The 15438-nt window shown below is 55.0% G+C and carries 13 protein-coding genes; 8 read left to right on the forward strand and 5 right to left on the reverse strand.

Translation table 11 applies throughout. From position 1 onward, the window contains the following. Positions 1-10 precede the first annotated feature (10 nt). Complete coding sequence (locus FHR87_RS00080; RefSeq protein WP_183164662.1) at positions 11-2239, reverse strand: NADP-dependent isocitrate dehydrogenase; 2229 nt, start codon at positions 2237-2239, stop codon at positions 11-13. Between the two features lie 527 nt (positions 2240-2766). Further along, positions 2767-4044, reverse strand: coding sequence for an OprD family porin (locus FHR87_RS00085; protein WP_246335750.1), 1278 nt, complete (start codon positions 4042-4044; stop codon positions 2767-2769). A 394-nt stretch (positions 4045-4438) separates the two neighbouring features. Between FHR87_RS00085 and FHR87_RS00090 the strand changes: the two genes are divergently transcribed. The 7 genes from FHR87_RS00090 (at position 4439) to dacB (ending at position 10004) form a co-directional block, all read left to right on the forward strand. Further along, a complete protein-coding gene (locus FHR87_RS00090) occupies positions 4439-4681 on the forward strand; it encodes a hypothetical protein (protein WP_183164664.1) in 243 nt (80 codons plus the stop codon). Next, positions 4678-5079 carry an ElaB/YgaM/YqjD family protein gene (locus FHR87_RS00095; RefSeq protein WP_183164665.1) on the forward strand — a complete coding sequence of 134 codons (402 nt, stop codon included), beginning with the start codon at positions 4678-4680 and terminating at the stop codon, positions 5077-5079. Before FHR87_RS00090 ends, FHR87_RS00095 begins: the two co-directional genes overlap by 4 nt. Positions 5080-5096: 17 nt before the next feature. Continuing rightward, complete coding sequence (locus FHR87_RS00100; protein ID WP_183164666.1) at positions 5097-5477, forward strand: phage holin family protein; 381 nt, start codon at positions 5097-5099, stop codon at positions 5475-5477. Then, positions 5474-5788, forward strand: a complete 315-nt coding sequence (locus FHR87_RS00105; RefSeq protein ID WP_183164667.1) for a hypothetical protein — start codon at positions 5474-5476, stop codon at positions 5786-5788. The genes FHR87_RS00100 and FHR87_RS00105 overlap by 4 nt, the downstream gene beginning before the upstream one ends. A gap of 190 nt (positions 5789-5978) precedes the next feature. Further along, the gene (locus FHR87_RS00110) at positions 5979-7310 is read left to right on the forward strand and encodes a deoxyguanosinetriphosphate triphosphohydrolase (RefSeq protein ID WP_183165099.1); all 1332 of its coding nucleotides are present in this window, start codon (positions 5979-5981) and stop codon (positions 7308-7310) included. Between the two features lie 5 nt (positions 7311-7315). Continuing rightward, on the forward strand, positions 7316-8398 hold the full coding sequence (locus tag FHR87_RS00115; RefSeq protein WP_183164668.1) for an FUSC family protein: 1083 nt from the start codon (positions 7316-7318) through the stop codon (positions 8396-8398). A gap of 163 nt (positions 8399-8561) precedes the next feature. Beyond that, positions 8562-10004 (forward strand): D-alanyl-D-alanine carboxypeptidase/D-alanyl-D-alanine endopeptidase, encoded by a 1443-nt coding sequence (gene dacB, locus FHR87_RS00120; protein WP_183164669.1) that lies wholly within the window; start codon positions 8562-8564, stop codon positions 10002-10004. Positions 10005-10040: 36 nt separating this feature from the next. Here the strand turns inward: dacB and rlmKL are convergent, their stop codons facing one another. Further along, a complete protein-coding gene (rlmKL, locus tag FHR87_RS00125; RefSeq protein ID WP_183164670.1) occupies positions 10041-12218 on the reverse strand; it encodes a bifunctional 23S rRNA (guanine(2069)-N(7))-methyltransferase RlmK/23S rRNA (guanine(2445)-N(2))-methyltransferase RlmL in 2178 nt (725 codons plus the stop codon). Between the two features lie 270 nt (positions 12219-12488). Here rlmKL and rmf point away from each other — a divergent pair, with 270 nt between their 5' ends. Continuing rightward, on the forward strand, positions 12489-12704 hold the full coding sequence (rmf, locus tag FHR87_RS00130) for a ribosome modulation factor (protein WP_183164671.1): 216 nt from the start codon (positions 12489-12491) through the stop codon (positions 12702-12704). A gap of 64 nt (positions 12705-12768) precedes the next feature. Here rmf and FHR87_RS00135 read toward each other — a convergent pair whose 3' ends face one another. Next, the gene (locus tag FHR87_RS00135) at positions 12769-13827 is read right to left on the reverse strand and encodes a quinone-dependent dihydroorotate dehydrogenase (protein ID WP_183164672.1); all 1059 of its coding nucleotides are present in this window, start codon (positions 13825-13827) and stop codon (positions 12769-12771) included. Between the two features lie 147 nt (positions 13828-13974). Next, a complete protein-coding gene (thrC, locus tag FHR87_RS00140) occupies positions 13975-15399 on the reverse strand; it encodes a threonine synthase (RefSeq protein WP_183164673.1) in 1425 nt (474 codons plus the stop codon). Between the last annotated feature and the right edge of the window lie 39 nt (positions 15400-15438).

Below are 15438 nucleotides of genomic sequence, written 5' to 3' on the forward strand. Positions count from 1 at the left end.
CGATGTGCACTCAGGCCAGTGACGCCAGAGCTGTATTCAAGGTAGCACTTGGGCGCATGGCCTTGTCGGCCAGATCGGTATTCGGATGGTAGTAGCCACCGATATCCACGGGCTTGCCCTGGATCTGAGTCAATTCACTAACGATTTTTGCTTCGTTGTCGGCAAGGTTTTTTGCAAGGCTGGTAAATTGGCTCTGGAGAGCCTTGTCTTCGGTTTGCTCGGCCAGTGCCTGGGCCCAGTAGAGAGCCAGGTAAAAATGGCTGCCGCGGTTATCGAGCTCACCGACTTTACGCGACGGAGACTTGTCGCTGTCGAGGAACTCACCGTTGGCTTTGTCCAGAGTTTTGGCCAGCACCTTGGCTTTTGCGTTGTTATAGGTTGTGCCCAGGTGCTCAAGGGATGCAGCCAGAGCCAGGAACTCGCCCAAGGAATCCCAGCGCAGGTGATTCTCTTCCAGGAGCTGCTGGACATGCTTGGGTGCCGAGCCGCCAGCTCCGGTTTCAAACAGACCACCACCACTCATCAGCGGAACGATAGACAACATCTTCGCACTGGTACCCAGTTCCATGATCGGGAACAGGTCGGTCAGATAATCGCGAAGAACGTTACCGGTAACCGAGATGGTGTCTTTACCTTCACGAATACGATCGAGAGAGAAACGGGTCGCATCGGCCGGAGACATGATGCGAATGTCCAGACCGCTGGTATCGTGGTCCTTCAGGTATTTTTCTACCTTCTTGATCACTTCTGCATCGTGGGAGCGTGCGGGATCCAACCAAAACACCGCTGGAGTATTGGAGGCACGGGCACGATTGACCGCAAGTTTTACCCAATCCTGAATTGGTGCATCCTTGGCCTGACACATGCGCCAGATATCACCAGCTTCCACTGCATGCTCAAGCAGTACCTTGCCGCTGCCATCGGTTACACGCACAGTACCATCGACAGGAATCTGGAAGGTTTTGTCGTGCGAGCCGTATTCTTCAGCTTTCTGCGCCATGAGGCCGACGTTAGGCACGCTACCCATGGTAGTAGGGTCGAAAGCACCATTCTTTTTACAGTCCTCGATGACCACCTGATAGACACCAGCGTAGCAACGGTCAGGGATAACTGCCTTGGTGTCATGCAGCTTGCCGTCCGCGCCCCACATCTTGCCGGAATCACGAATCATCGCAGGCATCGAGGCATCGACGATCACATCGCTCGGCACGTGCAGGTTGGTGATGCCCTTGTCGGAGTTCACCATTGCCAGTGGCGGACGAATGGCATATTCAGCCTTGATGTCAGCTTCGATTTCTGCCTGCTTCTCGGCAGGAAGATTTTTCAGCTTCGCGTACAGGTCACCGATACCATTCTTGACATCGAGACCTGCCTGCTTGAGCGTATCGGCATGCTTGGTCAGCACGTCCTTGTAGTACTCGGAGACGATCACACCGAACATGATGGGGTCGGAAACCTTCATCATGGTGGCTTTCAGGTGAACGGAAAGCAGCACGCCGGTTTTCTTGGCATCGGCAATTTCAGCGTCGATGAAGCTGCTCAGGGCTTTCTTGCTCATCACCGATGCATCGATGATTTCAGCTGCCTTGACCGTGGTCTTTTCTTTCAGGACTGTGGTTTTGCCATCCTTGCCGACCAGCTCGATCTTTACTGCACCATCTTGGTCGATCAGGGCCGATTTTTCACTTCCGTAGAAATCACCGTTGCTCATGTGAGCGACATGCGACTTGGAGTCGGCTGCCCAGGCACCCATTTTATGGGGATGCTTTTTCGCATAGTTCTTTACCGAGAGCGGCGCGCGACGATCAGAGTTACCTTCGCGCAGAACAGGGTTCACAGCGCTACCCTTGATTTTGTCATAACGCGTCTTGATATCTTTTTCTGCATCGCTTTTAGGCTCATCCGGATAATCCGGGACCTTGTAGCCCTGTTGCTGCAGTTCTTTGATAGCGGCTTTGAGCTGCGGAACCGAGGCACTGATGTTGGGTAGCTTGATGATATTGGCTTCGGGAGTGGTAGCTAGCGCACCCAGCTCGGCCAGGTGATCGGAAATCTTCTGATTTTCGGTCAGTCCTTCAGGAAAGCTTGCAATGATTCGACCAGCGAGGGAGATGTCACGAGTTTCGACCGAAATACCAGCGGATTGCGTAAAGGCTTTGACGATTGGAAGCAGAGAATAAGTCGCCAGAGCAGGCGCTTCATCCGTGAGTGTGTAGATGATTTTCGGGGTGTTGGACATTTTTACGTTAACTCCTTTCTATTGCTGCAATTGCACAAATCTTTAATCGAGACAGATTAGGCGAACTCGCCCAAGGGCATCAATGAACCTAAGATGAAAGTCGAGACTCTGAGGCAATTTCGGGAGCTTGGAGTGGCCAGATCAAGATGGAAAATCAGGCGATTATACAAGTGATACCCTTGAATATATCAAGCCTGAAGGGTGTGAAGTCATCCAGAGCAGTCGGATTCAGCTCCTTTTAAGGAGCTTTATAGCGTTCAACCCCCTGATTGAATCGATGATTTTCTGCCTGGCCTGCCGGGAGCCGAATCAATTGCAGCCCGAGACGCTGGCTCTCGCCAACAGGGGGCAATCAGGATGGTAAATGCGCTTGTAGCACATGCCCGGAGCCAGGGATCGTGCAGCATACCTGCCACTTTCCTCAGCTTTACCAAAAATCGAAAACCCCGCAAAGCGGGGCAAGAACATCATGTTGGATGCAGTATGCAGGGCATCGGGTAAAGGTAACCCTGCTGCCCTTGCCGAAATCAGAACAGCGGAATGCTGTAGCTGGCAATCAGGCGGTTCTCGTCCTGATCCCGGCTATCGTTGCCACGCAGTGCAGCAGTTCGCCAGGAGAAACCGAGCCCTTTGAGCGTACCGCTCTGGATTACGTAGTCCAGGCGGAAGTTGCGCTCCCACTCTTTATTGTCGCTGCCGTCAGCATCGATATCATCACCGCTGACATACTGCAGGCTGGCCTTCAAACCCGGCACACCAATCGCAGCAAAATCGTAGTCATACTTGGCCACCCAGGAATTTTCACCAGCACTGGTAAATTTGTTCATCTGCGAGTCGGTAATCAGGTACAGCGTACGGCCATTACCCTGGAAGATGTGGGGAAAGTCGCTGTTACCAGTAACTCTCTGGTAGCCAATACCTAAGGCGTGACCACCCAGACTGTAGGTGAACAAGGCGCTCCACAGATTGTTATCAACCTCGCCGCGGCTGGATGAGCCCGAGCTCCAATAACCACTGCTGACGTAGCCTCTGGCACGCCCGGAAGTACTTTCGTTCTTGCCATCGGAGTCGCTGTTGAAATAGCGCAAGTCAGTCTTCAATGAACCCACTGGCAATTGCCAGTTGTGGATCAGACCAACGAAGTGTTGCTTGTAGAAGTCACGCAGGTTGCCATAGTAATACTGCAACAAGAGGTCTTTGGTGACTTTATAGTCAACACCACCATAGTAGAATTTGTTACTGAACTGGGCTTGATTGCCGCTATTGGCACCGGAGATGGATAGCCCATAACTGTCACTGGAGTTACGCTCGTAAGAATGCTCGATCTTGCCTGCCGTAAAAGTAAAATCGTCGAGCTCCTTGGAAGTGATCTGTCCTCCCTGGAACATTTGCGGCAACAGACGTCCATCGTTGTAAGTCAGGATCGGCATCTTGGGCAACAGGGTGCCCACCTGAACCACCGTCTTGGAAAAGCGCATCTTGCCGGTTACACCGACACGACCAAAGTCATTTTTCGCCTTGCCGTTGCTTTCCAACGGGAACATGGTTCCAGGCGAACGCTCGATACCTGCCTTGCCAGCGCGACCACCGCCGTCCAGGCGAATGGCATGCATGGCCAGCACATCAAGCCCGAAACCAACCGGGCCTTCGGTAAAGCCGGATTTGAAATCGAAGAAGAAACCCTGTCCCCATTCCTCGGATCTGGGAGCAGACTGGTTACGGGTATCCTGGTTGACATAGAAATTCTTGAGATTGATCGAACCCTTGCTGTCCTCGATGAAACCGGCAGCACCGGCCTCCTGCATCGCCAAGGCACTCGCTATCACCGCCAGACTCAGGGTGGACTTGCGTGTTGCTCTATTCACCTGGCGACTCATCGGACAACCTCTCTGAGATTGGCCTTGACCACACCAATGGATACGTCAGCATCTGCAAAAACCAAAGCCAAGGCGGCCAGTGCCTGGACACTGACAACAAAGTGCTTGCGGATCATCCGGTATTTCTCCTTTTCATCGGACTTGAAAACACATGAGTGCTTGTCTTGCTGGAATGGAGCAGGATGCTGGCAAAGATTTGTTTCAAAAAAGCTTCAAGAGCAAAGAATATTCGGCAAGATGGGAACTTTTTCAGGAAAGCTTTATGTGAAGAACAGGGGAAAGTAGAGCTGCACTTTTAAGCGCTCCAGTCCGCAGCAATATCATGCTCACCGACAACGGCACGGCAGAAAATTGGCTAATGGCGGCTCACACCGTTTGTTGTGCCAATGTTTACCGCTCTAGCACATGCCTGTTTCTGATGATTCAAAAGCCCGCATCAGGGAAGTATTTCTATCTAGAATGCGAACAAAAAATGGCGGAACCTTGCTTTCAGTCTGGGCTCGAAACCCTCAGCATCAATAAACTCGCCTTCTTATTTTCATATTCTCCATGGAGCAGCTTATGACTATCGAATCTACCGGGAACTTGTCCGATGACATTCTGAAAAATGGCCAGCTCGGCAAGGACGGGGCATCCATTTTCGACAAAGAAGCTCATCGCCGTAATCTGCAGGCTGCTCAAGACGCTCTGATCGATGAATTCCATGTCCTGATCGGCGACACTGAACGCTTGTTGAAATACACTCAGGACACAGCTGGTAGCCAGACTGAAGAATTACGCAACAAGGTTAACGCCAACCTCACCCGTGCCAAGGGTCTGCTCAAAGAGCGCGAGAGCCAGGTACGCGACCAATACGAAAATACAATCCGGCAGACAGAGGACTACATCCATGGCAATCCCTGGCAATCCATCGGTATTGCAGCGGGTGTCGGATTTTTGTTTGGCCTGATCACCCGCCGCTGATGTCAGAGAATCGATCTATGAATACCGCCCCGCATGACGAACCACCCAAGCCCTCGCTAAAAAAGCTTGGCGGCGCATTGGTGGGTTTGCTCGAGGGGCATTTCGAACTGCTTGGCATCGAGTTCCAGGAAGAGAAAGCACGATCCCTGCAACTCTTTCTAGTGGCTGGCCTCGGCCTGGTTCTGGCTCTACTGATATTGGTAGGGCTCTCGACTGCAGTGATCATCTTTTTTTGGGATACCTATCGCATCGGTGCCATTCTTGGCCTCTGTGCGGTCTACACGATTGCATTGATCATCTGTATTGCTCGCGCAATCAAACTTGCCAGGGAATGCGCAAACCCGTTCCAGGCTACCCTCGAAGAACTGGCCCGCAATCGAGAACAGCTTTTGCCATGAACCAACCATCGAACTCTGCTTCCGACCGTGCCGCTCGCAAAGAGCTCGTCAGGTTGCGACTGGAAATGCAACGCCAGCAGTTGCGCTACAACGCGCAGCCGCTGGCCAATCCGCTCAATCAAGTCAAGAACCTATGGGCACGAAGGCAGGCGAATACTCATGCTTCCAAGGGACCACTGGTGATCGCTACTACAGTGGTACTGGCCTTGTTCGGCCGCCGACTGGGAAAAATCGGTACCCTCGCACGCATAGGGCTGACGCTATATCCCTTCTTCAAGGGACAGCAGAAGCTACGTCAAAAACTGCACTGAATTGAGTTACATCTCAACGATCACCTTTACTTGAAGAGATCGCCCAAATAGCATCAGGCGCGCGTCGCTCGATATCGGGCCGGGATCTGTTTCCTGCCATCATCTGCATTTGGGTTTCGCCGAATCGTTTCGCTGGTCAAGCCCCTTTAACTCGGATCATCTGCCGAGAGCCGCCTGGAGAATGAATTCATTGGATTGGCACACTCTGCTTACCCGCGAGCGGCTCGGAAAGGTTGTTCAGATTACCGAGGAGCTTGGTCGTACACCGTTCCACAAGGATCACGATCGCATCATTTTCTCCGGAGCTTTTCGCCGCCTTGGCCGCAAGACCCAGGTACATCCGGTATCCAGCAATGATCATATCCATACACGCCTGACCCATTCGCTGGAAGTGAGTTGCGTTGGCCGTTCGCTAGGCATGCGCGTAGGAGAAGTCATCCGGGGTACGCTCCCGGAATGGTGCACGCCCAGCGACCTCGGCATGATCGTGCAGTCGGCCTGCCTGGCCCACGATATTGGCAATCCACCATTCGGTCATTCCGGCGAGGATGCCATTCGGCACTGGTTTCATCAGGCCGCCGGACGTGGCTGGCTGGACGATATGAGCGAAATGGAACGGGCCGACTTTCTCAATTTCGAAGGTAACGCACAGGGTTTTCGCGTACTGACCCAACTCGAATACCATCAATTTGACGGCGGCACCCGCCTGACCTACGCAACCCTCGGTGCCTATCTGAAATATCCCTGGAGCTCGCGCCACGCCGATGCCCAGGGCTACAAGAAACACAAATTCGGCTGCTACCAAAGCGAATTACCGATTCTGGAACAGATTGCAACCCGGCTGGGTCTGCCGCAACTAGAAGAGCAACGCTGGGCCCGTCCTCCACTCGTCTATCTGATGGAAGCAGCCGACGATATCTGCTATGGCCTGATCGATCTGGAAGATGGATTGGAAATGGATTTGCTGGATTATCCTGAAGTGGAATCCCTATTACTCAATCTGGTCGGAGACGACCTTCCAGCTACCTACCGTCAGCTCAGTCGCGATAGTTCGCGCCGGCGCAAACTGGCGATATTGCGCGGCAAAGCCATCGAGCATCTGACCAATGCTGCGGCCCATGCATTCGTCAACCAACAAAAAGCCTTGCTCGCAGGAAGCTTGCCAGGCGATCTGGTCGAGCATATGCACGGTCCGGCCAAGGAGTGCGTACTCAAAGCAAAAGCCATGGCTCGGGAGAAGATCTTCCAGGATAAGCGCAAGACCCTGCATGAGATCGGCGCCTATACGACTCTGGAAATCTTGCTCAACGCATTTTGTGGCGCGGCATTGCAACAACATGCCGGTGGTGACCTGTCCTTCAAGAACCAGCGGATCCTCGATCTTTTGGGCAGCAATGCCCCCGATTCGAGCTGGTCGCTGTATCAATCGTTCCTGCGCATGATCGATTTCATTGCCGGCATGACCGATAGCTATGCTACGGAAATGGCCAGGGAAATGACTGGCCGGTCCAGTCCGGTCTGAATCCTATGCAAGGTCTACAAAACCGCCTTACTCAGTGGTTCGGCCGCCCGGCCTGGGCACCTGCCGTCATCGCCACGATTGGCTGTGCCCTGCCCTTGTTGATGGGGATATCCACCCGGCATCCCGGTTTTTTCTGGGCGACCATCGGTGCCTTCATGGCCAGCCTGGCGCATCCGCTGCAGCGGCTTGGCATGCCTGGCATGTTGCTGATGATCGGCCTTGGTGCTGTCAGTATCGCACTGGGCTTCTGGGCAGCCAACGATGCGCTTTCCAGCGTAGCCCTCTTTGCCTGTTGCGGCCTGTTGTTAGCCTGGTTGCAGCGCTACGGCAACGAAACCGGCAAACTGGGCATCAGCCTTGCCATCTGCTTCTGCCTGGGGCAGAGCCAATATGGGCTTGGCAACTTCGATAATCCCTATGCGATAGCGGCTCTGTTCATCCTCGGCGGATTGTGGGTATCGCTGCTCGGCTTCGGTCTGCGCGGTGTACATGGATTACGCATGTGGCCTGAGCATCCAGGCATCGGCCGGTTGGGAAAAATCCTGAAACGCCAGGCACTGCGCACTCCTCCTGCGCACTGGTGGATCTATGCCATGACTTGTCTGCTAGCCAGCATGCTAGGTAGCCTGTGCCTGAATCTGTTCCCCTTGCACCGCGGATACTGGCTGACCCTGCCGATATTTGCCGGCCTTCATCTGAGCTTGCAACGCAGTATGCTGCGCATTCTGAGGACAGGCCTCAGCATGCTTGCTCTCGCCTTTCTACTGATTTTCGCAGGCTATAACCTGGCGAATACGCCATTATTGAGCATGCTTATCCTGCTTCCGCTGATCCTGTTATGCCGAGCCTACCAGGCACAACCCTATGGCTTTTTCGCTATTCAGACCAGCCTCTGCTTTCTGCTGCTGACCGAAAGCCTCGCCCAGGACTGGGACGACCCACAGTCAAGGCTGATCAATGTCTGTATCGGTGCCGGCATCAGCCTGCTGGTGACGCTGACAGTGCATACGTTCTGGCGTCTGTATCTGCGCATCTCCGCTTCCAGCAAATCTCCCGGCAAGACAGGCAGAATGTCGGCGGATCGTTAGAGCCTGCGAGCGCTTTTTAGTGTATGGCCTCTTTACGAGCACATGGTCGCCTCGGGCTCGGGCATAATGGCCTCGCTTTTCCCTTGATACAGCTGGGAATTTCCTCATGCAATGCCTGATGTCCAACAGCCTGCCGCGCCAGAACGGGAGGCGCTTTCAATCGATGAAAATTTTTTTTTGCGGTATCTTTTTTACCTCCTTGGCCTTGTCTTGCTCTCTGCTACCCGCACAGGCTCAGACCATCGCCCAGCAGCTTCCCGAGCAGGTGAAAAAACTGCTCAAGACCAACAAGATTCCCGATAGTGCGCTTTCGCTGGTCATGCTACCGCTCAATGGAAATGGCACACCGACCCTGTTCAATGCAGACATTTCGGTAAGCCCTGCTTCAACCATGAAACTGGTGACGACCTATGCAGCATTGGAACTGCTCGGTCCCACCTACCAGTGGAAAACCGAGTTCTATACCGATGGCTCGCTGAAAAACGGAATTCTCAACGGCAACCTCTACCTCAAAGGTGGCGGCGACCCGAAGCTGAATATGGAAAAGCTCTGGCTGCTGCTACGTGATCTACGTGCCAACGGGGTGCATCAGGTCAACGGTGACCTGGTTCTGGATCACAGCTATTTCATCACGCCGGAACTGGTCGCCTTCGATGACGATGGCAACGATACGAACCAGCCATTCCTGGTAATGCCCGATTCCCTACTGGTCAACCTCAAGTCACTACGCTTCGTGGTACGCAATGACGGTGGACGGGTCAATGTTGCCGTCGAGCCGCCCATCGAAAGCATCCGGATCGACAACCAGATGCAGGCGCTCAAGGCGGCAAAATGCCCTGCTGTGCCCGAGGTGCGTTTCAACCCGGTCCCAACAGCGAATGACGTGACCATTACCGTTACCGGAAAATTGCCCGAAGGCTGCAGTAGCCAGACCTACCTGGCCTTGCTGGATCATCAACACTATGCGGCTGGCGCAGTCCGGGCTATCTGGAAAGAGCTGGGAGGTACTATCCGTGGCGGCGACCGCACCGGCCCGATACCAAAGAATACACGCCTGCTGGCCAGGGCCTTTTCTCCGGACCTGGTGGAGATCATCCGGGACATCAACAAGTACAGTAACAACACCATGGCTCGCCAGTTGTTCCTGAGTATCGGTGCCCGCTTTCGCTCCAAGGTTGACGCTAACGACGCTCTGGCTGCACAACGGGCTATCCGTAGCTGGTTGGCCAAAAAAAGCATCAACGCATCACGCCTGGTCATGGACAACGGTTCTGGACTTTCTCGCGAAGAACGGATCAGTGCCCGGGAAATGGCCACTCTGCTGCAAGCAGCCTGGCATAGCCCCTACTCCGCCGAGTTCATTTCCTCGATGCCACTGGCAGCCATGGATGGCACCATGCGCAAACGCCTGAACAACACCGCGGTAGTCGGCAAGGCTCATATCAAGACTGGCACCTTGAACAACGTACGTGCCATTGCCGGCTACAGCCAGGATAGCAATGGCAATAACTGGGTTGTCGTGGCCATTCTGAACCATGCACAACCCTGGGGCGCCTCATCCATCCTGGATCAGGTACTGATCAGCCTGTACAACTCAGCCAGATAGGCGAACGGTGGATCGCCATGCGATCCGCCTCTTGGCTCAACGAGTCTTCCCGGCCTGCAACCGCCAGGTCCGGTGAATGCGCTCGTTGCGCCGGAAATCCTCATCGATGGTCGCAGCACTGATTTCTTCCGCCGTATAACGCTCCAGCAGTCGGCAATCAAGAGCAAACCGGCGGAAGTTATTGGAAAAATACAGCGTACCGCCTGCAGCCAGGCGGGCCATGGCCAGGTCGATCAGGCGCACGTGGTCACGCTGGACATCGAATACACCTTCCATACGTTTGGAATTAGAAAAAGTCGGCGGGTCGATGAAGATCAGGTCGTACTCCCCGGAATCCTTTTCCAGCCATTCCATGACATCGGCCTGGACCAGCGATTGCCGCTCGGAATAACCATTCAACGCCAGATTGCGGCGCGCCCAGTCCAGATAGGTTTTCGACAAATCGACGCTGGTCGTCTGGCGTGCTCCCCCCAAGGCCGCATGTACTGTCACTGTAGCCGTATAGCAGAACAAATTGAGAAAACGCTTTCCTGAGGCCTCGCGCTGGATTCGTCGACGCATCGGCCGATGATCGAGAAATAGCCCTGTATCCAGATAGTCGGTCAGGTTCACCAGCAACCTGGCACCCCCTTCACGTACCTCTAAAAAATGCCCTTCACTGCCCTGCCGTTCGTATTGACGCTTGCCACTCTGCCGCTCGCGCCGCTTGACCACCACCTTCTCCGGCATCACCTCCAGCGCCAAGGGAATGGCGGCCAAGGCATCGAGCAAGCGAGTCTGGGCCTTGGCTGGATCTATCGTGCGCGGTGCAGCATATTCCTGTACATGTACCCAATCCTGATAGATATCGATGGCCAATGCGTATTCGGGCATGTCCGCATCGTAGAGGCGATAACAACCAACGCCTTCACGAACGGACCATTTACTCAGTTGCTTGAGGTTCTTGCGCAAGCGATTGGCAAACATCTGGCCACCTTCGCTAAGCCGGGCTGGTGTCGCTTGCCCGGTATCCCTGGCTACAGGCTGTCGCTCACCGGTAACGAACTGCCCGGCATCAACCTTGAACAACAGCAACTTGCAAGGTAACGCGCCATTCCAGAAAGCGTATTGCTTGTGGCTGCGCAAGCCCATGCGCTTGCCCAGCTCAGGTGCTCCAGTGAAGACTCCCGCCTCCCAGCCCAGACAGACCTGACGCAAGCGCTCGCCCAGATGCTGGTAAAGATAGAGCAAACTGGCCTCATCGCCCAGGCGCTCGCCATAGGGCGGATTACAGATCACCAGGCCACGCTGATTACGATCAGGATGCGGTTCGAAGGTCGCCAGTTCGCCTTGATAGACGCGAACCCAGCTACTCAGGCCAGCTCGTTCGATATTGTTGCGCGCTGGCTGGACCAGCCGTGGATCGGCTTCATAGCCGCGCAACCACAGCGGCGGTCGAGCCAGTCCTATGGCAGCCCGCTCCTGTGCCTCAGCCAGCAGCCGATTCCAGAGTGCAGGCACATGCCCGAGCCAGCCGCTGAAGCCCCAGTGCTCGCGTCTGAGATTGGGTGCCATATCGGCTGCCATCATGCCGGCCTCAACGAGAAAAGTACCGACACCACACATCGGATCGGCCAAGGCGCCACCCTCGGCAGCAATTCGCGGCCAGCCGGCCCGGAGCAGAATTGCCGCCGCCAGGTTTTCCTTCAGCGGTGCGACACCCTGCTGCAAGCGATAGCCACGTTGATGCAGGCTGTGCCCGGACAAATCCAGTGAAAGCACTGCCTGCCCGCGATCCAGACGCAAATGCACGCGCAAATCGGGATTGAGTTTATCGATGCCAGGACGCAGACCACCCGCATCGCGCAGGCGGTCGACGATGGCATCCTTTACCTTGAGGGCACCGAAGTGAGTATTGTCGATCCCACTTCCCCTGCCACTGAACTCGACCGCCAGAGTACCTGCCACCTCCAGATGCTCACGCCAGTCCACCGCATGAACCTGTGCATAGAGCGATTCGGCGTCGGTTACCGGAAAACGCCCGATGACCAGCAAGACCCGATTGGCCAGACGCGACCACAGGCACATCCGATAAGCCACCTCCAGAGCGGCATGCCCAACAATCGCAGCGGTATGCTCGCGAACATCTTCGAGGCCCAGCCCGCCAGCCTCTTCGGCAAGCAGTGACTCCAGTCCCTTGGGACAGGTCAGGATCAGTTCGTGATGCTCGCTCATGATCGTTCCAGAAAAAGATGAATACACAATGATCGAAAATCGCTCACTGAAAATAACGGAAGCTTATAGAGCTAAGAACCTTAGCCCTACATGCTTATGAAAAATCGGTCGTTCCAGCAACTGTCACAATCGGGTAGAACTGAAACCAGTCGCACCGCTGGTGCGATCAAGGCCCGCCACACTGGCGCCAGGCCTTAATGCGGCAGGCAATCTGCCTGGTCCTGCAACGGGACCAACGGGAAAAAAGTCAACCACTGAGGGCTATACCCAATGAGAAGACTCAAGCGTGATCCGATGGAAAGAGCTTTCCAACGCGGCTACCAAAACGGCATCAACGGCAAATCCCGGGATCTCTGTCCTTTCACCCATCCAGATACCCGACAAGCCTGGATCAACGGTTGGCGAGAGGGGCGTAACGATAACTGGGATGGTCTGACCGGCACCGCCGGCCTACACCGTTTAAATCAATTCAATGCCGTAAGCTGACGGCGGATCACCGAAAACTTCCCCGCACGCATCATCCGACTCAGGCTCGGATATAGGGCTCCTCTCAGGGAGCCCTTCGCCCAAGTGCTTCAGATACATGTCCAGCTCGCAGCGCAGCAACGGCATCCACAGACTCGCGAATCAACCGCGGCCCCTTATAGATGAATCCCGTATAAAGCTGAACCAGGCTCGCGCCGGCACGGATCTTTTCGGCTGCATGCCGCCCCTCGGTGATACCACCCACCGCGATAATGGGTAAACGGCCGCCCAGCGTCTCGGCCAGGACTTTTACCGTATGCGTGCTTTTCTCCAACACTGGAGCACCGGAAAGTCCCCCCGTTTCATCAGCCTGAGCCAATCCCCGGACGCCTTCGCGACCCAGAGTCGTATTGGTGGCAATGATGGCATCCATACCAGCCTGCAGCACCGTATTGGCCACCAGCTCGGTTTCCTCATCGCTCATGTCCGGAGCAATCTTGATCGCTAGAGGCACACGCCGGCCATGACGGATTTCAAGATCTCGCCGTCGCGACCGCAGAGCTTCCAACAACGATTTGAGCGAGTCGCCAAACTGCAAGCTGCGCAGTCCCGGGGTATTCGGCGAGCTGACGTTGACCGTGACATAGCTGGCGTGGTGGTAGACCTTTTCCAGACATAACAGGTAATCGTCTTCGGCACGTTCGACCGGCGTATCGAAATTCTTGCCAATATTGATTCCTAGCACGCCTTTGAAGTGCGAAGCCTCAACCCGGGCCAGCAAGGCATCGACGCCGAGATTATTGAAGCCCATGCGATTGATGATCGCCTGGGCTTCCGGCAAACGGAACACACGAGGCTTAGGGTTGCCCGGCTGCGGACGCGGCGTCACCGTCCCCACCTCGACAAAACCGAAGCCCAACTTCGACAAGCCGTCGATTGCCACGCCGTTCTTGTCCAGTCCAGCAGCAAGCCCGACCGGATTGGGGAATTCCAACCCCATAACCCGCACGGGCAAACGCGGTGGCTCCTTGTAGAGCAGCGTATCGAGCCCGAGTCGACCACTTGCGCCGATCAGGTCGAGAGAAAGATTATGGGCGGTTTCCGGAGAAAGCTTGAACAGAAGCTCACGGACCAGGTTATACATGTGCAGCCTAAGTTTCTGTACGAATGAAAGAAGCAAAGTATAACGATCCCGCCAGACGCTGTCCCGGGATCAGCCAGCCTGAATGCTGTCAGCGAAATCCGACAGTCATCCGCCGAGCCTGGCGATTTCATCTTTATCAGATCCCGCCTATAACGGCTTTCCACGATTGCCGTGCTGGCTGACGAAGCTTTGTACCACTTTCAAATCGTTGGCCAGCACCGTGCAACGCTCGGGACGCTGGAGCAGATCGGCAAGATGCAGCGGCAACCCCAGCGCCTTGCCAATGCCAGCTTTCTCTACCGCTTCGGGGAATTTGACCGGATGTGCCGTGCCCAGGATGACCATGGGTACATCCAGGCTGCGCCGGCATTCGCGAGCAGCCCGCACGCCGATGGCCGTATGCGGATCGAGCACTTGCGCACAAGCCTTGAATACATCAACGATAGTCTGGCATGTCTGTTCGTCATCTACAGCCAAGGAATCGAACAGCTTGCGCGCTTCGGTCCAGCGCTCGTCCTCGACCGAGAGTTTACCGGTAGCCTTGAATGTATCCATCAGTGCAGCCACTGCAACACCATTGCGTCCATGCAGGTCGAACAACAGGCGCTCGAAATTGGACGACACCATGATATCCATCGACGGCGACAGAGATGGATGCAAAGTATCTTTCTCGTAACGGTTGCCACTCATGAATCGATGCAGGATATCGTTGCGGTTGGTCGCAACGATCAGTTGGTTGATAGGCAAGCCCATGTTGCGCGCCAGATAGCCGGCGAAGATATCGCCGAAATTCCCGGTGGGTACGGAGAAGGCTATCGAGCGATGCGGTGCGCCAAGCTGTAGAGCCGCGTGAAAGTAATAAACGATCTGGGCCATGATTCGTGCCCAATTGATCGAGTTGACCGCCACTAGTGGAGTGCCTTTGAGGAAGGATTGGTTAGCGAAGCTGGCTTTGACCATCTCCTGGCAATCATCGAAATTCCCTTCGATGGCGATATTGTGAATGTTATCGCCAAGGGTGCTGGTCATCTGCCGACGCTGAACTTCGGATACCCGTTGGTGCGGATGCAGGATAAAGATATCCACGTTCTCGCAACGGCGACAACCTTCGATGGCAGCCGATCCGGTATCACCAGAAGTAGCTCCCATGATCACCACGCGCTGGCTACGCTTGGCCAACACATAATCGAGCAGACGGCCAAGCAACTGCAAGGCGAAATCCTTGAAGGCCAGAGTCGGGCCATGGAACAGTTCCAACACCCATTCATTGCTATCCAGCTGCTGCAGCGGGGCTACGGCGCCATGGGCAAATACGCCATCCAGGCCAACCGCATAGGTCTCTTCGAGGATTTTCTTGAAATCGGCATCGGGAATACTGCCCGTTACGAATGGACGCATTACCCGAAAGGCTAACTCGTGATACGGCAAGCCAGACCAGGAAGCGATTTCCTCCAGCGTGAAGCGCGGCAGAGTTTCCGGTACGTAAAGACCGCCATCGCTAGCCAGGCCGGCCAGCAGTACTTCTTCAAAATTCAGGGCTGGCGCCTGGCCGCGGGTACTGATGTAGCGCATGTATGCAAACCTTCGGTTCGAACCTGAAGCCTGAAGCTC

Origin of the sequence: Azomonas macrocytogenes (assembly GCF_014191985.1) — a bacterium.
In the GTDB taxonomy this organism is placed as follows: domain Bacteria; phylum Pseudomonadota; class Gammaproteobacteria; order Pseudomonadales; family Pseudomonadaceae; genus Azomonas; species Azomonas macrocytogenes.

Excerpts from the sequence above, each read along its gene's own strand:
- FHR87_RS00080 (WP_183164662.1), bottom strand. The coding sequence starts at position 2,239 with ATGTCCAACACCCCGAAAATCATCTACACACTCACGGATGAAGCGCCT.
- FHR87_RS00085 (WP_246335750.1), bottom strand. The coding sequence starts at position 4,044 with ATGCAGGAGGCCGGTGCTGCCGGTTTCATCGAGGACAGCAAGGGTTCG.
- FHR87_RS00090 (WP_183164664.1), top strand. The coding sequence starts at position 4,439 with ATGCTCACCGACAACGGCACGGCAGAAAATTGGCTAATGGCGGCTCAC.
- FHR87_RS00095 (WP_183164665.1), top strand. The coding sequence starts at position 4,678 with ATGACTATCGAATCTACCGGGAACTTGTCCGATGACATTCTGAAAAAT.
- FHR87_RS00100 (WP_183164666.1), top strand. The coding sequence starts at position 5,097 with ATGAATACCGCCCCGCATGACGAACCACCCAAGCCCTCGCTAAAAAAG.
- FHR87_RS00105 (WP_183164667.1), top strand. The coding sequence starts at position 5,474 with ATGAACCAACCATCGAACTCTGCTTCCGACCGTGCCGCTCGCAAAGAG.
- FHR87_RS00115 (WP_183164668.1), top strand. The coding sequence starts at position 7,316 with ATGCAAGGTCTACAAAACCGCCTTACTCAGTGGTTCGGCCGCCCGGCC.
- dacB (WP_183164669.1), top strand. The coding sequence starts at position 8,562 with ATGAAAATTTTTTTTTGCGGTATCTTTTTTACCTCCTTGGCCTTGTCT.
- rlmKL (WP_183164670.1), bottom strand. The coding sequence starts at position 12,218 with ATGAGCGAGCATCACGAACTGATCCTGACCTGTCCCAAGGGACTGGAG.
- rmf (WP_183164671.1), top strand. The coding sequence starts at position 12,489 with ATGAGAAGACTCAAGCGTGATCCGATGGAAAGAGCTTTCCAACGCGGC.
- FHR87_RS00135 (WP_183164672.1), bottom strand. The coding sequence starts at position 13,827 with ATGTATAACCTGGTCCGTGAGCTTCTGTTCAAGCTTTCTCCGGAAACC.
- thrC (WP_183164673.1), bottom strand. The coding sequence starts at position 15,399 with ATGCGCTACATCAGTACCCGCGGCCAGGCGCCAGCCCTGAATTTTGAA.